Source organism: Paraburkholderia sp. BGA-UO-ETr-F21, assembly GCF_059567925.1.
This window is the reverse complement of the sequence record NZ_JCAQOY010000016.1, coordinates 82,120-104,632: the sequence shown is the minus strand read 5'-3', so window position 1 is coordinate 104,632 and position 22,513 is coordinate 82,120. Positions and strand designations below refer to the sequence as shown.

21 protein-coding genes are annotated in these 22,513 nt (G+C 61.3%); 6 read left to right on the top strand and 15 right to left on the bottom strand.

Annotation, left to right across the window (positions count from 1 at the left end; genetic code table 11):
- Positions 1-504: 504 nt before the first annotated feature.
- The 7 genes from AC57B1_RS11475 to AC57B1_RS11445 form a co-directional block, all read right to left on the bottom strand.
- Entirely contained in the window at positions 505-1,476 is a 972-nt protein-coding gene (locus AC57B1_RS11475; protein ID WP_177205092.1) for a branched-chain amino acid ABC transporter permease, read from the bottom strand.
- Complete coding sequence (locus AC57B1_RS11470; protein WP_091797820.1) at positions 1,476-2,360, bottom strand: branched-chain amino acid ABC transporter permease; 885 nt, start codon at positions 2,358-2,360, stop codon at positions 1,476-1,478. Before AC57B1_RS11470 ends, AC57B1_RS11475 begins: the two co-directional genes overlap by 1 nt.
- Before the next feature lie 195 nt (positions 2,361-2,555).
- Positions 2,556-3,770 carry an ABC transporter substrate-binding protein gene (locus AC57B1_RS11465; RefSeq protein WP_496417560.1) on the bottom strand — a complete coding sequence of 405 codons (1,215 nt, stop codon included), beginning with the start codon at positions 3,768-3,770 and terminating at the stop codon, positions 2,556-2,558.
- A 54-nt stretch (positions 3,771-3,824) separates the two neighbouring features.
- Positions 3,825-4,583 (bottom strand): ABC transporter ATP-binding protein, encoded by a 759-nt coding sequence (locus AC57B1_RS11460; protein ID WP_408479486.1) that lies wholly within the window; start codon positions 4,581-4,583, stop codon positions 3,825-3,827.
- Positions 4,580-5,359: an ABC transporter ATP-binding protein gene (locus AC57B1_RS11455; protein WP_038457148.1), complete on the bottom strand. Its 780-nt coding sequence runs from the start codon at positions 5,357-5,359 to the stop codon at positions 4,580-4,582. Before AC57B1_RS11455 ends, AC57B1_RS11460 begins: the two co-directional genes overlap by 4 nt.
- 286 nt (positions 5,360-5,645) lie before the next feature.
- Positions 5,646-7,361, bottom strand: coding sequence for a GMC family oxidoreductase (locus AC57B1_RS11450; RefSeq protein ID WP_496417559.1), 1,716 nt, complete (start codon positions 7,359-7,361; stop codon positions 5,646-5,648).
- A 164-nt stretch (positions 7,362-7,525) separates the two neighbouring features.
- Positions 7,526-9,064 (bottom strand): CoA-acylating methylmalonate-semialdehyde dehydrogenase, encoded by a 1,539-nt coding sequence (locus AC57B1_RS11445; RefSeq protein ID WP_496417558.1) that lies wholly within the window; start codon positions 9,062-9,064, stop codon positions 7,526-7,528.
- Positions 9,065-9,207: 143 nt separating this feature from the next.
- On the opposite strand from AC57B1_RS11445, the gene AC57B1_RS11440 reads away from it, so the two are divergent.
- Positions 9,208-10,107: a LysR family transcriptional regulator gene (locus tag AC57B1_RS11440; protein WP_408299748.1), complete on the top strand. Its 900-nt coding sequence runs from the start codon at positions 9,208-9,210 to the stop codon at positions 10,105-10,107.
- A gap of 370 nt (positions 10,108-10,477) precedes the next feature.
- Positions 10,478-11,014 carry a class IV adenylate cyclase gene (locus AC57B1_RS11435; RefSeq protein WP_091797800.1) on the top strand — a complete coding sequence of 179 codons (537 nt, stop codon included), beginning with the start codon at positions 10,478-10,480 and terminating at the stop codon, positions 11,012-11,014.
- A 66-nt stretch (positions 11,015-11,080) separates the two neighbouring features.
- On the opposite strand, the gene AC57B1_RS11430 is transcribed toward AC57B1_RS11435, so the two are convergent.
- Entirely contained in the window at positions 11,081-11,572 is a 492-nt protein-coding gene (locus AC57B1_RS11430) for an Lrp/AsnC family transcriptional regulator (protein WP_408181741.1), read from the bottom strand.
- 145 nt (positions 11,573-11,717) lie between these two features.
- On the opposite strand from AC57B1_RS11430, the gene phhA reads away from it, so the two are divergent.
- A complete protein-coding gene (gene phhA / locus AC57B1_RS11425) occupies positions 11,718-12,608 on the top strand; it encodes a phenylalanine 4-monooxygenase (protein ID WP_496417557.1) in 891 nt (296 codons plus the stop codon).
- 104 nt (positions 12,609-12,712) lie between these two features.
- Positions 12,713-13,003, top strand: a complete 291-nt coding sequence (locus AC57B1_RS11420; protein ID WP_091797791.1) for a 4a-hydroxytetrahydrobiopterin dehydratase — start codon at positions 12,713-12,715, stop codon at positions 13,001-13,003.
- 105 nt (positions 13,004-13,108) lie between these two features.
- Here AC57B1_RS11420 and AC57B1_RS11415 read toward each other — a convergent pair whose 3' ends face one another.
- Complete coding sequence (locus tag AC57B1_RS11415) at positions 13,109-13,333, bottom strand: DUF3717 domain-containing protein (protein WP_496417556.1); 225 nt, start codon at positions 13,331-13,333, stop codon at positions 13,109-13,111.
- Between the two features lie 240 nt (positions 13,334-13,573).
- Here AC57B1_RS11415 and AC57B1_RS11410 point away from each other — a divergent pair, with 240 nt between their 5' ends.
- Complete coding sequence (locus AC57B1_RS11410; protein WP_091797785.1) at positions 13,574-14,260, top strand: response regulator transcription factor; 687 nt, start codon at positions 13,574-13,576, stop codon at positions 14,258-14,260.
- 134 nt (positions 14,261-14,394) lie between these two features.
- A complete protein-coding gene (locus AC57B1_RS11405) occupies positions 14,395-15,897 on the top strand; it encodes a sensor histidine kinase (protein WP_091800936.1) in 1,503 nt (500 codons plus the stop codon).
- A 66-nt stretch (positions 15,898-15,963) separates the two neighbouring features.
- On the opposite strand, the gene AC57B1_RS11400 is transcribed toward AC57B1_RS11405, so the two are convergent.
- From AC57B1_RS11400 to AC57B1_RS11375, 6 genes are all read right to left on the bottom strand, one after another.
- Complete coding sequence (locus AC57B1_RS11400; RefSeq protein ID WP_408181754.1) at positions 15,964-16,488, bottom strand: SET domain-containing protein; 525 nt, start codon at positions 16,486-16,488, stop codon at positions 15,964-15,966.
- A 219-nt stretch (positions 16,489-16,707) separates the two neighbouring features.
- A complete protein-coding gene (locus tag AC57B1_RS11395) occupies positions 16,708-17,820 on the bottom strand; it encodes an NADH:flavin oxidoreductase/NADH oxidase (protein ID WP_091797780.1) in 1,113 nt (370 codons plus the stop codon).
- Between the two features lie 73 nt (positions 17,821-17,893).
- Entirely contained in the window at positions 17,894-18,607 is a 714-nt protein-coding gene (locus tag AC57B1_RS11390; RefSeq protein ID WP_408299739.1) for a glutamine amidotransferase, read from the bottom strand.
- A 126-nt stretch (positions 18,608-18,733) separates the two neighbouring features.
- Positions 18,734-19,372, bottom strand: a complete 639-nt coding sequence (locus AC57B1_RS11385; protein WP_408181759.1) for a MarR family winged helix-turn-helix transcriptional regulator — start codon at positions 19,370-19,372, stop codon at positions 18,734-18,736.
- A gap of 537 nt (positions 19,373-19,909) precedes the next feature.
- Positions 19,910-21,025 (bottom strand): YbdK family carboxylate-amine ligase, encoded by a 1,116-nt coding sequence (locus tag AC57B1_RS11380; protein ID WP_496417555.1) that lies wholly within the window; start codon positions 21,023-21,025, stop codon positions 19,910-19,912.
- Positions 21,026-21,150: 125 nt separating this feature from the next.
- Complete coding sequence (locus AC57B1_RS11375) at positions 21,151-22,356, bottom strand: cation:proton antiporter (RefSeq protein ID WP_091797768.1); 1,206 nt, start codon at positions 22,354-22,356, stop codon at positions 21,151-21,153.
- Between the last annotated feature and the right edge of the window lie 157 nt (positions 22,357-22,513).

The window sequence follows — 22,513 nt, the reverse complement described above, 5'->3', positions numbered from 1 at the left end:
GTCTACCCCGTTATTCATTCGAATCTAAATCCGTGGATTTAAATCCCGACCCAGCGGTCGGTGAATAGCGAGTTTAGCGGCGGAAGCCACGCGCTGCAAGCGTTTTGCAGGGTTGTGCGCTGCGAAATAGAGACAAGTCCGGTGAATAAAAAGGGTCACCGAATTAGCGGGGAATTCGAATAGCGAATAATCGAAAACACAAATAAAAAGCGCTGTTGGATATCAATCCAACAGCGCTTTCGTCTGGGCACTGAGTGCCTCATTGTCTCCTCGTTCTCCACCTGCAAATTTCGTGGTGCATCAGAACTGCATGAAGATTAAAGGAGCACCTGCTCTACTACAACTAGCAATTACCCTAGTGGTGCACTGCGGCACTAAATTGGGGCGCGCTTGCCAGGACCTGTTCAACCCCGCCGGGAGTCTTGGCAACCCGCGCTCCCGCTTCATTACATCAAGAGCGGCAAACTAGATCGGATACCGAAACGATGACGAATTTCGCTGCGTTCAGGCCCGCAGCGGCCGCACCCGCGCGATGATCTCACCGACAATGCCACGCCGGAACGCCAGCACGCACGCAATGAAAATCACGCCCGTCACAATGGTTACCGATTCGCCCAGCGAACGGAACCACTCAACGCCGGTGGATGACGCCAGCGCCCCGCCGAAATCGCCGAGCCGGTCTTCGAGCGCGACAATCAATGCAGCGCCGAGCAGCGGTCCAAACAAGGTGCCCATGCCGCCGACCAGCGTCATCAGGATCACGAGGCCCGACATGGTCCAATACGCGTCGCTCAATGTCTCGAAGCCTTGCACGAGCACTTTGAGCGAACCCGCGAGACCGGCAATTCCCGCCGACAGAATAAACGCCAGCAGTTTGAAGCGATCCGTATCGTAACCGAGCGACACCGCGCGCGGCTCGTTTTCCTTGATCGCCACCAGCACCTGTCCAAACGGCGAATGCACGATCCGCACAATCAGCAGGAAAGCGAGCACCATCACGGCGAGCACGACGAAGTACAACGCCGTATCGGACGAGAGATCCAGCACGCCGAACAGCTTGCCGCGCGGCACGCCTTGCAGACCGTCCTCACCATGCGTGAACGGCGCCTGCAGGAACACGAAGTAGACCATCTGCGCGAGCGCCAGCGTGACCATCGCGAAGTAGATGCCCTGGCGGCGAATCGCGAAGATACCCACGATCAACCCGAGCAAGGTCGCCGCCGCGGTGCCGGCGAGCACGCCCAGCTCCGGCGAGAAGCCGAGCGTCTGCATCGCATAGCCGGTAATGTAGCCGGCCGACGCGAGAAACATGGCGTGGCCGAACGACAGCAATCCGGTGTAGCCGATCAGCAGATTGAACGCCGCCGCGAACAGTGCGAAGCACAACACCTTCATCACGAAGAGCGGATAGATGCCAAGCACGGGCACCGCGAGAAGCACGATCAGCAGCAGACCGTAGAGTACTTTTCTCTGCATCATTTTTCCTTGCCGAAGAGACCCGCCGGGCGCACCAGCAACACGAGCGCCATGATCACGAAGACGACGGTCGCCGACGCTTCCGGGTAGAACACGCGTGTGAGCCCTTCGATCACGCCCAGCAGCAAGCCGGTGAGAATCGAGCCCATGATCGAACCCATGCCGCCGATCACCACCACCGCGAACACGGTGATGATCATCGGCTGGCCCATCAGCGGCGAGACCTGGATCACCGGTGCGGCGAGCACACCGGCAAATGCGGCCAGTGCGACGCCGAAGCCATAGGTCAGCGTGATCATCAGCGGCACGTTGATGCCGAACGCTTCGACCAGTTTCGGATTTTCAGTGCCCGCGCGCAGATAGGCGCCAAGGCGCGTCTTCTCGATCACGAACCACGTCGCGAAGCAAACCACCAGCGAGGCCACCACGACCCACGCGCGATAGTTCGGCAGGAACATGAAGCCTAGATTGGTCGCACCGGAAAGCGCCGACGGCACGTCGTACGGCTGGCCGGACGAACCGTAGATGGAACGGAACACGCCTTCCACGACCAGCGTGAGTCCGAAGGTCAGCAAGAGACCGTACAGATGGTCGAGCTTGTAGAGCCAGCGCAGCATCGAGCGTTCGATCGCCATGCCAAACAGCCCGACGAGCAGCGGCGCCAGTACGAGCATCACCCAGTAAGGCAAGCCGAAATACGACAGACCCATCCACGCGAGCATTGCGCCGAGCATGAATAACGCGCCGTGCGCAAAGTTGATCACATTGAGCAAGCCGAAGATCACCGCCAGCCCAAGACTCAGAATTGCGTAGAACGAGCCGTTCACGAGCCCCAGCAGCAGCTGGCTCAGCATCGCCGGTAGCGGAACGCCAAAGATTTCCATTGAAGCCTTAACCCCTTAAGCCATCGCCAAGGTGAGATCGGTCACGCACGATCCGGCCGGCGCACGGTGAGCGTCAGCGACGCCGATCGTGCGCGGCATGTGAAACGGTTCGCCGTCAGCCTGTGTACCAACGCAGCACTGTGTATTGCCCGCCAACACGAGCAGACAGACGGCTATCTGGTTACCAATCCACGGTTATTTCCACAACGCGCAGCGCGTTTCCGTCTTGGTCGTGAACGCCTGCTCGCCGGGGATCGTTGCCGTGATCTTGTAGTAGTCCCACGGCTCCTTGGACTCGGCCGGCGTCTTCACCTGCATCAGGTACATGTCGTGGATCATGCTGCCGTCCTGACGGATGTAACCCTTCGCGTAGAAGTCGTTGATCTTGGTCTTCTTCAGTTGCGCCATCACCTTGTCGGAGTCGGTCGAGCCCACCGCCTTCACCGCGTTCAGATAGGTCATGGTCGCCGAGTAGTCGGCGGCCTGCAGGCTCGACGGCATCTTCTTCATCTTGTCGAAGTAGCGTTCCGCCCACTTGCGAGTGGTGGCGTCCTTGTTCCAGTACCAGCTGTCCGTCAGAACGAGGCCTTGGGTGGTTTCGAGGCCCAGGCTGTGGATATCGTCGATGAACACCAGCAGCGCGGCGAGTTTCATCGTTTTGGTGATGCCGAACTCCTTGGCTGCCTTGATCGAATTGATCGTGTCGCCGCCCGCGTTGGCGAGGCCCAGAATCTGTGCCTTCGACGCCTGCGCCTGCAACAGGAACGACGAGAAGTCCGATGCCGACAGCGGATGACGCACCGCGCCCAGCACCTGGCCGCCATTCGCCTTCACCACGTCCGCGGTGTTTTTCTCGAGCGCCTTGCCGAACGCGTAGTCAGCCGTGAGGAAGTACCAGGTCTTGCCGCCCTGCTTCGTCACCGCCGAGCCCGTGCCCTTGGCCAGCGCCGTGGTGTCGTACGCATAGTGGATCGTGTACGGCGTGCATTGCTCGTTGGTCAGCGTGTCGGCGCCCGCGCCGATGCTGATGTACACCTTCTTCTTTTCACCGGCCACGGTGTTCATCGACAAACCCGTTGCCGAATTCGTGCCGCCGATCAGCAGGTCGACGCCGTCGCGGTCGAACCATTCGCGTGCGCGTGAGGCCGCAATGTCCGCCTTGTTCTGGTGGTCCGCATACACCACCGTGATCGGCTTGCCGTTGACCTTGCCGCCGAAGTCCGCCACTGCCATGCGGATCGCTTCGAGGCCGCCCTGACCGTCGATATCCGCATACAGACCCGACATGTCGGTGATGAAGCCGATCTTCACCGCGTCGTCAGCCGCTTGCGCGCTGCCCATCGTCAGAGCGGCGCCGGCGGCGACCGCGAAACAAAGGGAGGCTAGCCGCGCGAGTGGGTTCTTTTTCATTCCTGTCTCCTGGTTTCTTCGCTTGTGGTTATCAGAGGCAAATCGGGCGGTTTTTTAAACGCCCAAAAGATCGTGCAGGACCGGCATCTTGGTTTCGAGTTCACTTGCCCCGAAGTGCTCGACAATCGCACCGTGCTCCATCACGTAGAAGCGATCGGCAAGCGGCGCGGCAAAGCGGAAATTCTGCTCGACCATCACCACGGTGTAGCCGCGCGCCTTGAGCGTCATGATCATGCGTGCCAGCGCCTGAACGATGACAGGCGCAAGCCCTTCCGAGATTTCGTCGAGCAGCAGCAAGCTTGCGCCGGTGCGCAGAATGCGCGCTACCGCGAGCATCTGCTGTTCGCCGCCTGAGAGCCGCGTGCCCTGGCTCATGCGGCGTTCGTGCAGATTCGGAAACATCGAATAGATTTCTTCGAGCGACATCATGTGCGCCTTGTCCCCGACAGGCGGCGGCAACAGCAGATTCTCCTCGCAGGAGAGGCTCGAAAAAATACCGCGCTCTTCCGGGCAATAACCAATGCCGCAATGCGCGATGCGATGCGTGGGGAGATTGATCGTTTCACGACCGGCAATGCGGATCGAACCGGTGCGCCGACCGGTCAGGCCCATGATGGCGCGCAGCGTCGTGGTCCGTCCCGCGCCATTGCGGCCCAGAAGCGTGACGACTTCGCCGCGGTTCACCGTCAGATCGACGCCATGCAGAATGTGGGATTCCCCGTACCACGCCTGCAAACCCTTAATGTCCAGCGCGGGCACGGCATTATCCGTCCCGCTAACGTCGAGACTTTCGCGCTCGGCAATCGTATTCATGCGTGGGCTCCGGCAAGCGCCGCGTCGGCGCTGCCCATATAGGCTTGCATCACGAGCGGATTCTTCGACACTTCGGCGTAGCTGCCTTCGGCGAGCACTTCGCCACGTTGCAGCACAGTAATCGTGTCGGAAATGCCGGCGATCACATTCATGTTGTGCTCGACCATCAGGATGGTGCGGCCGCTCGATACCTTCTTGATTAGCGCCGTCACGCGATCGACGTCTTCGTGGCCCATGCCTTGCGTGGGCTCGTCGAGCAGCATGAGCTCCGGCTCCATGGCGAGCGTGGTGGCGATTTCCAGCGCGCGTTTGCGGCCGTAGGAAAGTTCGACCGTCAACACGTCGGCGAAATCGGTCAATCCGACCTGCGTGAGCAAATCCATTGCGCGATCATCGAGTTGGCGAAGCGTGCGTTCGCTCTTCCAGAAATGAAATGCCGTGCCGAGCTGACGCTGCAAGCCAATGCGCACATTCTGCAATGCTGTCAGATGCGGAAATACAGCGGAAATCTGGAATGACCGGATAATGCCGCGCCGTGCGATTTGCGCCGGGCGTTCGCTCGTAATGTCGATACCGTTGAAAACGATTTGACCCGCAGTCGGTTCGAGAAATTTGGTGAGCAGATTGAAGCAGGTGGTCTTGCCTGCCCCATTCGGGCCGATCAGCGCATGGATCGAGCCACGGCGCACGCGCAGGTTCACACCGTTCACGGCGATAAAGCCTTTGAACTCACGGGTGAGGCCGCGCGTTTCGAGAATCGTATCGCCGAGAATCATGTTCCCTTCCATACGGAGTAAGGCGAAGCATTACGATCTTCCGCGCGAACCGCTGCGCGACTTTTTATGACGGCGGCACCCCGTGCCGCTCGTTGGCGTGCTGCACCAATCCGGACGGTAATCCATGGTGCCACACGCAGCATGGCTGCCATTGTCGCGCCAATGATGCAGCGCATTCATTGGGATTTGCACTTAGTGGATGATGCCGGTCTGCAACATGACCCTAAGCACGTGATGCCCGGCGTGCACGTCGGACGGGCATCTCACGCGAGCCATATGACACTTGTCACACGGCGAACACGGGAGGCGTCGAGCTTGTATGTGCCACGGAACTGCCGGCAACGCGCGCACGGCGATCCTCGCGGATCATCTCGCTGGCGCGCTCCGCGATCATCAGCGTGGGTGAATTGGTGTTGCCCGAGGTGATGGTCGGCATGACAGATGCATCGACCACCCGCAATCCGTCAACACCGATAACTCGTAACCGGTTGTCGACCACCGCGCCGGGGTCGTCGGTCGTGCCCATGCGGCAGGTGCCGACCGGATGGAAGATGGTCGTGCCGACGGCGCCGGCAGCCTGCTGCAACTCTTCCTCGGTCTGGTACTGGACGCCCGGCAAAATCTCTTGCGGCCGGTAGCGCGAGAGCGCGGGCGCCGCGGCAATGCGCCGCGTGAGACGCAACGCATTGGCGGCAACGTGCCGGTCGTAATCGGTGGAGAGATAGTTGGGGGCGATCAACGGCGGCGCTGACGCATCGGCTGATTCAATGTGAATGCTGCCGCGCGAAGTGGGCCGCAACTGGCACACGGACGCAGTGAACGCATTGAATCGGTGCAGCGGTTCGCCGAAGCGATCGAGCGAAAGCGGCTGAACGTGATACTCGAGGTCGGGCCGCGTCAGCGAGCGATCATTCGGATCGGATTTGGCAAACGCACCGAGTTGCGACGGCGACATCGACATCGGCCCGCTTTGAAACAGCGCGTACTGCATGCCGATCATCAGCTTGCCCCACCAATGCGCGGACGCTGTGTTGAGCGTGCGCACGCCATCGACTTTATAGGCCATTCGCAATTGCAGATGGTCCTGCAAATTTTCTCCCACGCCGCGCAGATCGTTGACGACTTCAATACCCAGGTTCTGCAGACGCGCACCGTTGCCGATACCGGAGAGTTCCAGCAATTGCGGCGAATTGACAGCGCCAGAGCTGAGGATCACTTCGCAGCGTGCTTTGGCCAGATAGTCTGTGTTGTCGCCGCGATATTCGACGCCTGTGCAACGGCGACCTTCGAATACGACGCGTTGCGTCTGCGCGCCGGTAATGACCATGAGATTCGGCCGCTTGAGTGCGGGACGCAGAAATGCCTTCGACGCATTCCAGCGAATGCCGCGCTTCTGATTGACGTCGAAGTAGCCGACACCGGTGTTATCGCCGCGATTGAAGTCGTCAGTGGCGGGGATGCCGGTTTCCTGCGCGGCGCGTGAAAACTCTTCGAGTATTTTCCATTTCAACCGCTGTTTCTCCACGCGCCAAGGACCGCCCGCGCCATGCGAATCGGTCGCGCCGGCATAGTGATCTTCGCTGCGCCTGAAGACGGGCAGCACCGAGTTCCACGACCAGGACGAGTCGTTAGTGACGCGAGCCCATTCGTCGTAGTCTTCGCGCTGCCCACGCATGTAGATCATGCCGTTGATTGAGGAGCTTCCGCCCAGAACGCGTCCGCGCGGGTACGAAAGCGCGCGGCCATTCAGCCGCGGCTCAGACTGTGTTTTGTAGAGCCAGTCCGTGCGCGGGTTGCCGATGCAATAGAGGTAGCCGACCGGCACATGAATCCAGTGGTAGTCGTCTTTGCCGCCGGCTTCGAGCAGCAATACCCGCACGTCCGGATCTTCGCTCAGGCGATTGGCCAGCACACAGCCCGCCGTCCCCGCGCCCACGATGATGTAATCGAACTCGCCTTCGAGCCGCCGCGCGGTCTCGAGCGTGGTGTCGGAATCGCTCATTGTTCAGTCTCCTAAGCTTTTTTGCCGACCGGTCGCATGATTGGCATGCGACCGCGGCGTTGGGCTCTAATTGTGTTTCCAGCCTTTCTTCTGCATCTGCGGCGGCCGTTGCGCTACTGCCTTCGGCCGCCACGAGCGGCGCTGCCGAAGGCCAATGCCTCACACTACTTAGCCACCGGCATCGTAAACTCAGCACCTTTGGCGATGCTGTCCGGCCAGCGCTGCATGATGCTCTTGTAGCGAGTGTAAAACCGCACGCCTTCTTCACCATACGCGTGATGGTCGCCGAAGAGCGACTTCTTCCAGCCACCAAACGAGTGCCACGCCATCGGCACTGGAATCGGTACGTTGATGCCAACCATGCCGATCTGGATCTGGCGCGAGAACGCGCGAGCGACACCGCCATCGGACGTAAACAGCGACACGCCGTTGGCAAACTCATTCGCGTTGATGAGTTCCACCGCGGACGCAAAATCCGGCACGCGCACCACACAAAGCACGGGTCCGAAAATCTCTTCCCGGTAAATCTTCATGTCGGTCGAAACATCGTCGAACAAGGTGCCGCCAAGAAAGAATCCCTTCTCGTGTCCACTGACCTGATGGCCTCGCCCATCGACAACCAGTTTCGCGCCCGCCGCGACGCCAGAGTCGATATAGCCCACCACTTTCTCGCGATGCACCGCCGTGACCAACGGTCCCATCTCGGCATCCGACTCCATGCCGTTGAGAATCTTCAGGCTCTTCACGCGCGGCGTGAGTCGCTCGACCAGTTCATCGGCGATATGCCCGACGGCGACGGCCACCGAAATGGCCATGCATCGCTCGCCCGCCGAGCCATACGCCGCGCCGATCAAGGCGTCGACCGCCTGGTCGAGATCCGCGTCCGGCATCACCACCAGATGATTCTTCGCTCCGCCCAAAGCCTGCACACGCTTGCCGTGCTTCGTGCCTTCCGTATAGATGTATTCGGCGATCGGCGTCGAACCGACGAACGACAACGCGCTGACTTCCGGATGCACGAGCAATGCGTCGACCGCCACCTTGTCGCCGTGCACGACGTTGAAGACGCCATCCGGCAAGCCGGCCTCCTTCAACAATTCGGCAAGCCGGTTCGAACAGGAAGGATCACGCTCGGACGGCTTCAACACGAACGTGTTGCCGCACGCAATCGCGACGGGAAACATCCAGCAAGGCACCATCATCGGGAAATTGAACGGCGTAATGCCGGCGACCACGCCGAGCGGCTGGCGCAGGTTCCAGTTGTCGATGCCGCCGCCGATCTGATCGGTAAAGTCGGACTTCAGCAGATTCGGAATGCCGCAGGCGAACTCGACGATTTCGATGCCGCGCATCACTTCGCCCTTTGCGTCCGAAAACACCTTGCCGTGCTCACGCGTGATCAGTTCCGCCAGTTCGTCGTGGTGACGGTCGAGCAGCTCCTTGAACTTGAACAGAACACGCGCCCGCTTGATCGGCGCGGTTTCGCTCCACGTCGGGAACGCGTCTTTGGCGGCAGCGACCGCCGCGTCCACTTCGGCGACGCTCGCGAGCGGCACGCGTGCGCTGACGCTGCCTTGAGCAGGATTGAAGACGTCGCCGAAGCGCCCGCTCGTGCCTTCGACGGTTTTGCCATTGATGAAATGCGTCAGCGCGTTCGCGCTCTTCGCGCTACGCACGGCTTCGTCCTGATATGTCTCGCTCATGGTGTCCTCTTTCCTGTGAAGTCTTCCGCCCCGGCGCCTGCGGCTCGATCAAGGCGTGCTGAAGCTGAAGCGTACGGCGCTTCGGGCCGGCAAATCCAATGAGTAATGCTCAACTGCGTTATAAGGCGGGTTAATATCAGGATATGGATCTGACTCTGCTTCGGGCCTTCGTCACCGTGGCACGCGAGGGCAACCTTACGCGCGCCGCAGTACAGCTTCACCTGACCCAACCCGCCGTCAGCCTGCAAATCAAGCATTTGCAGGAGACGCTCGGCGTGACGCTGTTCACGCGGACTTCGCACGGGCTTTCGCTGACGCGCGACGGCCAGGCGCTGCTGCCGCACGCGGAACGCGCGCTTGGCGCGGCGAACGACGTGCAGCGGGCGGCGCAATCGCTGCGCCACGAAGTACGCGGGCGCTTGCGGATCGGCACGATCCTTGACCCGGCGTTTCTGCGCCTCGGCGGCTTCCTGAAGCAACTCGTGGAAACCTGGCCGCGCATCGAGACAGCCTTGCGCCACGGCATGTCGGGATGGGTGCTGGAGCAGGTTCGCGCGGGTGAGCTCGATGTCGGCTACTACATCGGCCTGCCGTCCGAAGACGAACCGCGCGACGGACCCGCTTTTCACGCCGTCACGCTGACTCACTTCCAGTACCGTGTGCTGGCGCCCGCCGGCTGGAAAGACCGCGTCAAAGGCGCGCGCGACTGGCGCTCGCTGGCGGCGTTGCCGTGGATCTGGACGCCGCCCGCGTCGGCGCATAACCGCTTGTTGTCGCGCTGCTTCGACGAGGCCGGCGTGAAGCCCATCAAGGTGGCGGAAGTGGATCAGGAGCCATCCATGCTCGACCTGGTCAAATCAGGCGTGGGCCTCACGCTCGCACGCGACGCCACCGCGATCGCCGAAGCGCATGCGCACGCGCTGACCATTGTCGAAGGAGTGACCGTGCCGACTCAGCTCAGCTTCATCACGCTCGCGCAGCGCAAGGAGGAGCCGGCCATTGCGGCAGCGCTGAAGTTGATCGAGCAACAATGGGCGACTTGATGAGCACGCGAACGACGATTGCGTGAAGCATGATCGGCCGTCAGCCAGAGTGCGAGAGGCAAGCGATATGAGCCGCTCTCATGATGTCCGTGTACCGCGCAGTCCTCGCGGCGATCCTCACGGCGGTCCTCTCGCGCGGCGCTTTCCGCGGACCACCGCGATGATCGGCCGGTGAGTTTCATCACCCGCCGCGTCCATCCGCCCCACATCTGAAACCACACCGTCACGCAGTTTTTGTTAGATTGAGGCTTCGCGCTCACGCGCCGTCCCCGCATTGTTTCCCGTTCCGCCTGACTTTGTCCTTCCCGGCAGCTTCGCCCCGGCAACACCGGAAGTCGCCGACCACTCCATCCTTCGACAGGAGCCTGACATGGCACGCAACATTGAAATCAAAGCCCGCGCCCAGCATTTCGAGCAACTCCGCGAACGCGCGGCGCAGCTCGCGCCGGACGCGCCGCTGATCTTCCGCCAGCAGGACTTTTTCTACGACGTGCCGCGCGGCCGCCTGAAGTTGCGCCAGTTCGACGACGGCACGCCGGCCGAGTTGATCTTCTACCAGCGCGACGACCGTGACGGCCCGAAAGCGTCTTATTACACGCGCAGCCCGGTCACCAACCCGGAAGCCATGCACGCGCTGCTCGCCACCGCGCTGACCACACGCGGCATCGTCACCAAGGAACGGCATGTGTATCTGACCGGGCGCACACGTATCCATCTGGACCGGGTGGACGGTCTGGGCGACTTCGTCGAACTCGAAGTCCTGCTTGCCCAGGACGACGACGAAGAAGGCGGCCATGCCGAAGCGCACGCGATGTTCGCCACGCTCGGCGTGCCGGAATCGGATCTGGTGGCGGTGGCCTACGTCGATTTGCTGAGCCCGGACAGCGCCCCAAAGCAAGCCGCGTAAGACCAGGGCGCTACAGGCCGCGGCCTGAATCCGCGCGACCGGCGCCGCATGCGTAACGCCGCCGCTTCAAGCGGCGGCTGCGCCTGGTGACAGATGGCCGAGCGGCAACGGCCCGTTGCGTTTGAAGGTGGTGAGCACGATATTCGAACGTACGCTATCGACGCCCGGCACACGCATCAGCTTTTTCATCACGAACGTCGACAGGTAGTTCAGATCGGGCGCGACAATGCGCAACAGATAGTCGGCGTCGCCCACCACGGCATGGCACTCCAGCACTTCAGGCAGCACGTCGATCTGTTGCTGGAATTGCTCGATGATCGAATCGCCGTGGTGCTTCAACTTCAAGCTCGTAAAAGCGGTGACGCCGAGCCCGAGTTTTTCCGGCCGCAGCACGACGCGATAGCCGTCCACCACACCCGCCTGCTCCAGACGCTGCAAGCGCCGGCCAATCTGTGACGGTGACAGCGGCACCTGCTCAGCCAGTTGCTGATGCGTTGCCCGGCCGAAGCGCTGAAGCACCTCCAGCAGCGCGAGATCGAAGTGATCCAGTTCTAACATGACGAACACCTGCATTGAATGGTGATTTTATGCACGATTATTGCATAAATGAGTTACAAAACGCCAACTTTGCGCCCTTTACGCATGGCTGCCGCTCTACACTTGCATCACCGATTTTCACTGCCTTATCGAACAGCGTTGCACCATGTCCACCGCCAATACCGCCAAACTGAAAGAGCAATTCGACGCCGGGCTCGAAACCCGTGCCGATTTCACCATCGATCAACCGGTCGAACGCTATGGCGCGGTCGACCACGCGGTATGGCAACAGCTTTACGCCCGCCAGACGGCGTTGCTCAAAGGGCGCGTATGTGACGAGTTTCTGGCGGGCGTCGAACGCATCGGCATGCCGGCCGACCGCGTGCCCTCCTTCGACGAGATCAACGCGAAGCTCGTGCCCGCCACCGGTTGGCAGATTGTCGCCGTGCCGGGCCTCGTGCCGGACCAGGTGTTCTTCGAGCATCTGGCGAACCGCCGTTTTCCCGTGACCTGGTGGATGCGCCGGCCCGACCAGCTCGATTACCTGCAGGAACCGGATTGTTTTCATGATCTTTTCGGCCACGTGCCGCTGTTGATCAACCCGGTATTCGCCGACTACATGCACGCATACGGCCGCGCCGCGCTTGCCGCCCATGACGCCGGCGCCCTGCCGCTGCTCGCGCGCCTCTACTGGTACACCGTGGAGTTCGGCCTGATCCGCGACGCGGCAAGTCCGAACGGCGTGAAGATTTATGGCGCGGGAATTGTGTCGAGCAAGGGCGAGACGCTCTACAGCCAGCAAAGTGCCGCGCCGAACCGGCTCAGCTTCGACCTCGAACGCGTGATGCGCACCCGCTACCGCATCGACACGTTCCAGAAGACCTACTTCGTAATCGATGATTTCGCGCAGTTGTTCAACGTGACGCAAACCGACTTCGCGCCGCTGCTGGCAAAGCTTGCCGCCCAACCGGCCTTCGCGGCCGGCGACGTGCTCGAACACGATCGCGTCATCACGCGCGGCTCACGGGAGGGCTGGCTGGCAGACGGCGATATCTGACAGGTAACGCCGGGCAGGCCGGCAGCGGGCAGGCTTTATCCATGAAAAAATAGCGGATGCGCACGCCCACCGGCGTGTCTGTCCAGACTCAATGGGGTAGCACCATGGTTCACAAACTCACTTCAGAAGAACGCGCCACCCAGATCGCCGCGCTGAATGGCTGGCAAGCCGCGACGGGCCGCGACGCGATCCAGCGCCAGTTCACATTCGCCGACTTCAACGAAGCATTCGGTTTCATGACCCGCGTCGCAATCAAGGCGCAGGAAATGGATCACCATCCGGAATGGTTCAACGTGTACAACAAGGTGGAAATCACGCTTTCGACGCACGAGGCCAACGGCTTGACCGAACGTGACATCGAATTGGCCGCGTTTATCGACAGTATTACGGCGTAATACAAACAAACAGGTCAGCTTCAGGCGTGATTACGCGCCGCATACGGAACAATTCGGCGGCAATGAAAGGGCATTGCAGGTAATCCCTTGTCCAAACCTTCAGTTCTACAGGCTATTCTTAAGGTGCACGTAAGAATCCCACGCAAGCCTCGCAGTCGCGTCCAAACGATCCGGCGATAGCGCGTTCTGACGCTGTACAATCATCAACGCATACGGCTTGGAGAGCGCGCTTGCCTCCTTGCACAGAACGAGTTCGTCGCCGCTCGAAGGTGAGCGGGCGCGCCAGAAGTTGATTGCGGCTTCCAGTTCGTGAATGCTTATCTCGGACATGACTTCGTGATCGCTCTCAAGAAAACGCCGGCCCGTCCCAAGTTTTCTTGCCCCTCGGGGGACTCGCGCGAAGCGACAGGTCCGGGGCGCGGAACAAGTGCTTCGAGGCTGCTCGATGCCTGCTTCGTGGCCGCTTCTTCGTGTCAGTCCGGTATAGCCACGCCGCACGCTGCCTGTGCAGCAGGCGCCCCGGCGAACCGCTTGCCCAAACGCCTAACCCATTGTACTTGAGCGAAATCCATGCGACTCCTTCTGATCGAAGATGACCGCCCCATCGCACGCGGCATCCAAAGCAGTCTCGAACAAGCCGGCTTCACCGTCGACATGGTTCACGACGGCATTTTCGCCGAACAGGCTCTAACGCAAAATCGCCACGAACTGGTGATCCTCGATCTGGGCTTGCCCGGCATTGACGGCATGTCGCTGCTCTCGCGCTTCCGTCAGAGCAATCGTCACACGCCCGTGATCATCCTCACCGCGCGCGACGAGTTGAACGACCGCGTGCAAGGTCTGAATTCCGGCGCCGACGACTACATGCTGAAGCCGTTCGAACCCACCGAACTCGAAGCACGCATTCGCGCGGTGATGCGCCGCAGCGGTCCGCACGGCGACATGCCGCGTCCGGAAGTGTCGCTGGGTGGCGTACGCCTGTCGGGCGTCGACCGTCGCATTTTCAACGACGACAAGCCGCTCGAACTCTCGCCGCGTGAATTCGCCGTGCTCGAAATGCTGCTGTTGCGTCATGGCCGCGTGGTCAGCAAGGCGCAACTGCAAGACCATCTGACGCATTTCGGCGGCGATCTCGGCGACACCGCGATCGAAGTCTACGTGCACCGGGTCCGTAAAAAGCTCGAAAGCTGCCGTGTCGAGATCGTCACGGTGCGTGGCTTCGGTTACCTGTTGCAGGAAATCCGCCAGGCCGCATAATCGTCATGAAGGCCGCAATGCCCATTGCGGCCTGACGGCGCCGGGCCGGCACCGCGCACTGGTTGCGCAACACGCCGGCCGTCGGCGAAATTTCGCGGTGCTTGCGCCGTTGCCTCTTTCCCGCGCGTTCGATCATGCCCCAGCCGGCCGCCAATAGTCTGCGCCGCACGCTGCTGCGGCGCCTCGCTGCTCCCCTTTCGCTGCTCGCGCTCATGAGCGGCCTGATCGCATACTGGCTGGCGTGGCAGTATACGCAGCACGTGGTCGACCGTTCGCTCGCCGATCTCGCCACCGCGATCTCCAAACAGATCCAGATTGCCGGCCCGGACGCCAAAGTCACCGTGCCGCCTCTTGCCCAAGCCATGTTCTCGGACCCGGTGGAACACCTCGTCTATCGGATCAGCACTGGCGAAACCGAAATCGCCGGCGACCATAATCTTCCGCTGCAGGGCACGAGCGTGCGGCGCATGCATTACGCGTACGTATTCGAAACGCAGCATCAGGGCGTGACGGTGCGCGTGGCGCAGGTGCGGGTCGATCAACCAACGGGCAATCCGATCGTCGTCGAGGTGGGTCAGCCGGTGCACCACCGCTTTCGAATCGCCGCCGAGTTTCTCGTCGCGATCATGATGCCGCTGCTATTGCTGCTGCTGGCGGGCTGGGTGATCGTGTGGCGCGTGGTCAATCAGCAGCTCAATCCGCTGACCGATCTTGCGGATTCACTAAACCGGCAAACCCACACGTCGCTCGAACCGGTCGACGAGACTTATGTGCCGGTCGAAATCCGGCCGCTGACCGGTGCGCTGAACGCGTTACTCGGTCGCCTGAAAACCGCGCTCGACGGCCAGCGCAAGTTTATCGCCGACGCCGCGCATCAACTGCGCACGCCGCTCACCGCGGTCAAGCTGCATGCGGAGCAGGCGGCCGTTGCGCGCGACCCGCAGCAAACGCTGGCCGCGGTGCGTGAGCTGCGCGCCGCAGCCGACCGAGCGGTGCGGCTGTCGAATCAGCTGCTTTCGCTCGCGCGCGCCGAGCCGGGCGAACAGGCGGCTCGCTTCGTCAACGTCGACATGGCCGCGCTCGCGTTCGATACCGGCGCGGAATGGGTGCCGCGTGCGTTGACGTTCCACGTCGACCTCGGTTTCCAGCGTCTGGACGACCCGAGCAACGGCCATCCGTTGATGGCGCGCGGCAATCCCGTACTGCTGCACGAAGTGATCGCCAATCTGCTGGATAACGCGCTGAAGTACATGCCACCGTCGCGCTTCGATGGCGGTCGCATTACGGTAACGGTGTCGCAAACGGTGATCGACGACCTGCGCATGGCGGAGATTGCCGTTGAAGACAACGGGCCTGGCGTGCCGCGCAATCAGCAAGCCGATCTCTTCAAGCGGTTTTTCCGCGGCGACGGTCAGAGCGATGCCGGCGTGGACAGCGGCGCCGGTCTCGGCCTCGCCATCGTTCACGACATCATGGTGTTGCATCACGGCAGCGTGCATTACGAAGACGCGCCGGAAGGCGGCGCACGTTTCATTGTGCGCATACCGCTCGTGCCGATCAGCGTACACATTGAAGCCGCGCCCGATACAAGGCGGCCGGCAAAAAAATCGGCGCACTCAGCGCCGGTGGATAGCTAACGGATCAGCTGTGCGACGGACTGCCTGGCGCGTTCACCAATGTGAACGACTCAGGCAGCGCGCATGTCATTTCTTCTTCGCTTTCTTTGCAGTCGTCTTAGCCTTTTTGGCCGACTTCTCGGACTTGCCCGCGCCCTTCTCCTTCTCCGGCGGGGCCAGCATCGTGCCGCGGCACTTGCGCGCGCCGCAACGGCATTCGTATTCCTTCTTGAGCTTCTTGGTCTGCCGCGCGTCGATCACTAGGCCATAGTCGTAAAAGACTTCCTCGCCTTCGGCGATATCGCGCAACGCGTGCACATACACGTGACCGTCGATTTCTTCGGCTTCGCAGTTCGGCGCGCAGGAATGGTTGATCCAGCGCGCGCTATTGCCATTCACTTTGCCGTCGATCACCTTGCCGCTGTCGAGTGCGAAATAGAACGTGTGATTCGGCTCCGCCGGATTGTGCGGATGACGGCGCAGCGCTTCTTTCCAGGAGATCCGTTCGCCCTTGTATTCGATCAGCCGCTCGCCGGCCGCAATCGGTTCGACGGCAAACACGCCTTTGCCGTGCACACCCGAACGGCGCACGGCGATCCTGCGTGAACTCATTGAATGAATCCTTGTGAAGAACTTGGGGGTGAAGATCGGCAGCCGTCAGGAATGCCCGCGTCTAATGCGCTGCTCTTTTCCGACGCGCATAGCAAACGCGGCGCCTTGCGAGCGCCGCGTCGATCTGCGACGCTCATGCGCCACAACCGGCATCGTACACGCTCACGACGGCTTCGTTCAACCGTCAAAAAGACGCGCACGCGAGACGTGCCACCAATTTCACCGTTGTCCGAACGAAATGTCGCCGAACAGCGCCTTTTGCTCGCGCGGTTGCGAGCGCCAGTACTGCGGCGGCGCTTCGACCGTAGCTCCAAGTTGCGCCGCGGCGTGCCATGGCCAACGCGGGTTGTACAGCAATGCGCGAGCCAGCGCGATCAGATCGGCGTCGCCGGCTTCGATCAGTTGCTCGGCGTGCAATGGGTCGGTGATCAAACCCACCCCGATGGTGGTGAGGCCCGTGGCCTCCTTGACGGCCTTGGCAAAGGGGATCTGATAACCCGGTTCAAGCGGAATCTTCTGTAGCGGCGAGACGCCGCCGGACGACACGTCGATCCAGTCGCAGCCGCGCTTTTTCAGCTCCTGCGCGAACGCAATCGTATCCTCGAGCGTCCAGCCGCCTTCGACCCAGTCGGTTGCCGAGACGCGTACGCCAACGGGTTTGTCGGCGGGAAATGCAGCGCGCACGATATCGAAGATTTCAAGCGGAAAGCGCATACGGTTCTCAAGCGAGCCACCGTATTCGTCGTCGCGTTGATTGGCGATCGGCGAGAGGAATTGATGCAGCAGATAGCCGTGTGCCGCATGCACTTCCAGTCCGTCGATGCCGAGCCGCGCGGCGCGCCGCGCCGAGGCCGCGAATGCCTCGCGGATCCGGTTCAACGCAGGTATGTCGAGCGCCAGTGGCGGCTCTTCACCTGCCTTGTGTGGCAACGCGGACGGCGCGTGCGGCAACCATCCGCCTTGCGACACCGGAATCAGCTGGCCACCTTCCCAAGGCGCGTGGCTCGACGCCTTGCGCCCGGCGTGCGACAACTGCATCGTGACCTTGATGTGCGAATGCTTGCGGATCGCGGCGAGCACGGGAACGAGCGCGGCTTCGGTGACGTCGTCCCACAAGCCGAGATCGCCCGGTGTGATGCGTCCGTCCGGCTCGACTGAAGTCGCCTCGATGCACAGCATGCCGGCACCCGACAATGCCATGCTGCCGAGATGGATCATGTGCCACGCCGTTGCCTCGCCACGCTCGGCGGAATACTGGCACATCGGGGACACGACGATACGATTGGGAAGCGTCACGCTGCGCAGCGTGAGCGGAGAAAAAAGCGCGCTCATGGATTACGCCCAGTAAAAACCCAAGAGCGAACGAGCATAGCACCGCAATGGATTTACTGCTGGCACGGGCCTATCAGGGTTTCGCCTCGACCTGATCGAGCCATTCGCTGAACATCCGGCGCGCGGCGACTTCGAGCGCGGGACCGAACTGCGCGGTCTCGGCCCGCAACTGGCGGGCGTCGATACCGTGGCCCGCAAGCTCACCGGCGTTACCAATCAGCCAGGGCTCGAAGCGATCGGTCCGAATCTCCGGATGACACTGCAGACCCAGCACATGGCTGCCCCAGGAGAACGCCTGGTTCTCGCACGCAGGAGTCGACGCGAGACGTGTCGCGTTGTCAGGCAAATCGAAGGTGTCGCCGTGCCAATGCAGCATGGAAGTCTGCGCGCCATCCAGATGACGCACCGGCGAAGCGCGGCCGGCATCGGTCAACGTAAGCGGTGTCCAACCGAGTTCGGTGCGGCCCGCGGGATAGACGCGAGCACCGAGCGCGCGGGCAATCAGTTGCGCGCCAAGGCAGATGCCGAGTGTCGGCAAACCCGCCGCTATGCGTTTCTCGATCTTGGACAGCAGCGGCACGAGCGTCGGGTAATGCGCGTCGTCGGTTGCGCTGATCGGGCCGCCGAGCACCACCATCAATGACGCGGAGACGGGATTCGGCGCCTCGATGCGAGCCACCCCGACATCGAGATAGCGAACCGGACGCCCGCGCTCGCCGAGCACCAGCTCAAGACTGCCCAGATCCTCGAAGTGCACGTGGCGAATGGCCAGAACTTCGTGATTCATCGGCCTGCCCCACCTTCAGGTTGACTAAAGACTTGCCGCCACGCGGCACCGGACGGCTGACAGGCGGCATGCGCCGCCCGCCAAAGCCGGCTGGCAGTGTAGCGGATTGTCCCGGAAGAAGCCGCCTTATTGGGCGAAGATCTTCCAGGTCTTCTTCTGGGTGGCGACGTCGGCAATCTCATACACCGAGCAATCGAGGCGCAGATCCGTATCCGACATGTTCATATCGAGTAACGCGCAATGATGCGGCGTCTTCTTCGGATTCTTGCTCGGCTCGAAGTGCGTGCAGGTCAGGCACATGCGGTGCGGCGGAATCGTGCCTTGCGCTTCCAGCTGATGCACGGTCTTGAGCAGCGTGCGATAGAACACAGCCTGCTCGTCGTCGCGCAGCGTGCCGACCGCCTTGGCCAGAAAGTCCGGCCATTGCGCGGCGCGCTTCGCGGCCGTGCGGCCACGCGCCGTCAGGCGAACTGCGAGGGCGCGGCCGTCGTCGAGGGCACGGCGTTTTTCGACCAGGCCTTTGGTCTCGAGCGTGCTGACTGCATCGCTGGTTGTCGCGGCGGTGAGGGCCGTTTCACGGGCAATTTCGCCGAGACGCATCGGGCCTTTGCGCTGCATCAGCAAAACCAGAATTTCGCCTTGAGTCGGCGTCAGGCCAGCGCCTTCCGCCCATTCCCAAGCCTGGCTCCGCATTGCCGTGCTCAATCGCAATAGGCTGTGGGTCACCCGCCCGGTCGCCTGTTCTCCGTATACGCCTTCGCTCATAATCTTCGATTGGTTTATTTACAGCTTTCGTGCGCCGCTGGCGAACCATTCGCCGACCGCACCCGTAGCCTGTGTGGGGTAGCCTCGCCCAACTGCGGACAAGACGGTTTTCTACTATCTCAAAAATTTACCGCCCTGCAAGGCAAGGCAGCGAAAACGACATTCTATGCGAGAGCGGCGAATCGTACAGCTAACTTATCCAACGCAAGCTGTGGATAACCACGGGAAAACGCAAGGACAGCTTGTGCGCCGATTCTTGATAAGCCGCGAGGCCTGCCTGGCCGCACCGAAGTTGTCCTCGTATACCGGCCTCCACGCAGCCTCGAACAGCTCACTTATGGTTTACGCAGCGCATTGACTTTGCAGGGAATTATTCAGTTGTCCACAGGCCGGCGCAATGCTTGTTAACTACTACTACGTCTGTATACGTTAGCTTTATAAAACCTAAGATACGCCGAGCTGGAAATTTAATTTATTGAAAAAAACCCGCTCGAGGCGGGTTTCCTTACGATTTACCGCGAGCCGATCAGTCTCCGGCTACGCGCGGCACTGCAAACACTGTTGCCTGACGGCTTCGTGCAGGGACTTCTCCCGTTCGACGACGCCACGCAGCCAGGTCGCATCATTGACCTGACTGCGAGCGATCGAGCCGATTTCAGCCAGCGCATTACCCGAACCCAACGCTTCGGCGTGCGGAGCGATCCGATCCAGCGTTTCGAGAATGTCTTCGGAAATCGTCTTGCGCTCGCCCGTTTGCGGATTGATACAGGTGCCGGCCAGACCAAACCGGCATGCTTCGAAACGATTGAAGGTGTAGACGAGGTAGTCGTCTTCCTTCGGCGTGATCGGTTTGTCGAGCAGCAGATGCCGCGCGAGCGTCTGGATGTAGCAGGCAATCGCCGCCGCGCGATCCACCGACAACGGCGTGTCCATCACGCGCACTTCGATCGTGCCGAAACCGGGCTTCGGCCGGATGTCCCAGTAAAAATCTTTCATGCTGTTGACGACGCCCGTGTGGACCATCTTCGAGAAATATTCCTCGAAACTGTCCCACGTCAACACGAACGGCGCCCGGCCCGAGAGCGGGAACGCGAACACGGAATTCAGTCGTGCCGAATGAAAACCGGTATCGACACCCTGCACGAAGGGCGACGATGCGGACAAGGCAATGAAGTGCGGAATGAAGCGCGACATGGAATGCAGCAGGTAGAGTGCGCTGTTCGGATCCGGGCAGCCGATATGCACGTGCTGGCCGAACACCGTGAACTGCTTGGCGAGGTAGCCGTACAACTCGGACAGGTATTGAAAGCGCGGCGTATCGACGATCTGCCGCTCGCTCCATTGCTGGAATGCGTGCGTGCCGCCGCCGCACAAGCCGACGTTCAGATGATCGGCCGCCGAAACCAGCGTGTCGCGAATCTTGCGCAAGTCGGCAACGGCTTGCTCATGCGACGTGCAAATGCCGGTGGACAGCTCGATCATGCTTTCGGTGATTTCCGGCGTGATGTTGCCGGGGATCTTTTCGTCCTTGATGAGGCGCAGCAGATCCGAGCCGGCTTTGGTCAGATCATAGTCATGCGTGTTGACGATCTGCATCTCGAGTTCGACACCGAAGGTGAACGGTTTCGAGTCGATGAAGGGTTCGAGTGACATGGCGTCCCCTGAGTCAGGTCGGCCGGGTGTGGGTCACGTGCCCGGCCGTTTTTGAATCGAATATAAGCTGGATGGAGCGTAGCAGGCACCGAGCTTCGAGCAACGAAGTGCGCCCACTGGCGCACTTACTCTTCGCGCCGTTCGCTCACCAGCGCGAGGCTGCGATAGACGAGCCACGGCCCGAGAATCTGCAGCACGAAAATGGAACACATGACGATCGCCCGCAGTTGCGGATCGAAATTCGGATACAGGTTGTACGTATCGTCGACCAGCAGATAGGCGAGCGCCGACATGGGCGATAACGACAGACCAAGCGCCATGCCCTGCTTCCAGTTCAAACCGCTCGGCTTGGCAAACGCCAGCACGCCGACCAGTTTCGCCACGAGGCGCGCAACAATCAGACCCAGCGCCGCGACGCCGCCGAGCGCAATGTCTTTCCATTCGAACGAAGTCAGCGTCAGCACGAACAGAATCACGGTCAACAACCAGCCGGCCGTGCCGAAGTGCTCCGGCCACAACTGCGGACGCGCTTCATGATTCTTTACGATGATGCCGGCAGCCAGCAACGCAAGAATGGTCGACAGCTTGAACAGATGCGCGACCGCAATGGCCAGCAGCACGAGGCCGAACAGCGCGACGAACGAATGTTCGTCCTGCATGTTCAAACGTCGATAAAAGAATGTGCAGGTGCGCGCGAGCAGATACGCGAGCACGAGCGAGCCGACCAGCAGATAAAGCGGTTGCAGGATGGTCGCGAATACGTTGCCGTACATTTCCTGATGCAGCCAGCTCGACACGAGCTTCTCGATCACCACCGCATACATGCTGTTCAGCGCGGTCAAGGTCAGCAGACGCTGGGTGACCTGGCCTTCCGCGCGCAATTCCGTTTTCAGCTGGATCACCATGGCCGGCGAAGTCGCCATGGCAATCGCGGCGAGCACGGTGGCCACCATGAGCGGCACGTTCAGAAACAGCAAGACCGGGAGCACGAGCGCGAAAGTCAGCGTGGCTTCGGCGACGCTCGACAGAATCAGCCACGGATTGCGACGGATCCAGCGCAAATCGAGGCGGCTGCCGAGTTCGAACAACAACAAGCCTAGCGCGACATCGAGCAACGGCCGCGCGGCGCTCGCGGAATCCGCGTCGATCACGCCCGAACCGGCGGCGCCGGCAATCAGACCAATCACCGCATACCCGGAAATGCGCGGCAAACGCCACGCGCGATAGCACAGCTCTCCGCACAGACCGGCGGCAAGCAATGCGAGACCAGCCCAAAAAATGGCGTCGGGTGAAAGCGGCCAGGCTGGAAAAAATGAAAACGCCGAATTCATCGTGATGGGTTCTCCTTTGCAGCAACGGCAGACGACACGAACCGGCGCAGACGCCGGCGAGCGGGTGGGCGCATGGAGCGCTCACTGTCGCGATCGCTTCGCATGGCCAGCGTTGCGAGTGTTCAACGATCGGATGATCTGAATGCGCCGCAGCCGC

Coding starts and splice junctions, on each gene's coding strand:
- AC57B1_RS11440 (WP_408299748.1), top strand. CDS start 9,208: ATGGATCTGACTCTGCTTCGGGCCTTCGTCACCGTGGCACGCGAGGGC.
- AC57B1_RS11455 (WP_038457148.1), bottom strand. CDS start 5,359: ATGATTCTCGGCGATACGATTCTCGAAACGCGCGGCCTCACCCGTGAG.
- AC57B1_RS11460 (WP_408479486.1), bottom strand. CDS start 4,583: ATGAATACGATTGCCGAGCGCGAAAGTCTCGACGTTAGCGGGACGGAT.
- AC57B1_RS11410 (WP_091797785.1), top strand. CDS start 13,574: ATGCGACTCCTTCTGATCGAAGATGACCGCCCCATCGCACGCGGCATC.
- AC57B1_RS11445 (WP_496417558.1), bottom strand. CDS start 9,064: ATGAGCGAGACATATCAGGACGAAGCCGTGCGTAGCGCGAAGAGCGCG.
- AC57B1_RS11470 (WP_091797820.1), bottom strand. CDS start 2,360: ATGGAAATCTTTGGCGTTCCGCTACCGGCGATGCTGAGCCAGCTGCTG.
- AC57B1_RS11475 (WP_177205092.1), bottom strand. CDS start 1,476: ATGCAGAGAAAAGTACTCTACGGTCTGCTGCTGATCGTGCTTCTCGCG.
- phhA (WP_496417557.1), top strand. CDS start 11,718: ATGTCCACCGCCAATACCGCCAAACTGAAAGAGCAATTCGACGCCGGG.
- AC57B1_RS11435 (WP_091797800.1), top strand. CDS start 10,478: ATGGCACGCAACATTGAAATCAAAGCCCGCGCCCAGCATTTCGAGCAA.
- AC57B1_RS11420 (WP_091797791.1), top strand. CDS start 12,713: ATGGTTCACAAACTCACTTCAGAAGAACGCGCCACCCAGATCGCCGCG.
- AC57B1_RS11415 (WP_496417556.1), bottom strand. CDS start 13,333: ATGTCCGAGATAAGCATTCACGAACTGGAAGCCGCAATCAACTTCTGG.
- AC57B1_RS11405 (WP_091800936.1), top strand. CDS start 14,395: ATGCCCCAGCCGGCCGCCAATAGTCTGCGCCGCACGCTGCTGCGGCGC.
- AC57B1_RS11375 (WP_091797768.1), bottom strand. CDS start 22,356: ATGAATTCGGCGTTTTCATTTTTTCCAGCCTGGCCGCTTTCACCCGAC.
- AC57B1_RS11400 (WP_408181754.1), bottom strand. CDS start 16,488: ATGAGTTCACGCAGGATCGCCGTGCGCCGTTCGGGTGTGCACGGCAAA.
- AC57B1_RS11385 (WP_408181759.1), bottom strand. CDS start 19,372: ATGAGCGAAGGCGTATACGGAGAACAGGCGACCGGGCGGGTGACCCAC.
- AC57B1_RS11430 (WP_408181741.1), bottom strand. CDS start 11,572: ATGTTAGAACTGGATCACTTCGATCTCGCGCTGCTGGAGGTGCTTCAG.
- AC57B1_RS11465 (WP_496417560.1), bottom strand. CDS start 3,770: ATGAAAAAGAACCCACTCGCGCGGCTAGCCTCCCTTTGTTTCGCGGTC.
- AC57B1_RS11390 (WP_408299739.1), bottom strand. CDS start 18,607: ATGAATCACGAAGTTCTGGCCATTCGCCACGTGCACTTCGAGGATCTG.
- AC57B1_RS11380 (WP_496417555.1), bottom strand. CDS start 21,025: ATGTCACTCGAACCCTTCATCGACTCGAAACCGTTCACCTTCGGTGTC.
- AC57B1_RS11395 (WP_091797780.1), bottom strand. CDS start 17,820: ATGAGCGCGCTTTTTTCTCCGCTCACGCTGCGCAGCGTGACGCTTCCC.
- AC57B1_RS11450 (WP_496417559.1), bottom strand. CDS start 7,361: ATGAGCGATTCCGACACCACGCTCGAGACCGCGCGGCGGCTCGAAGGC.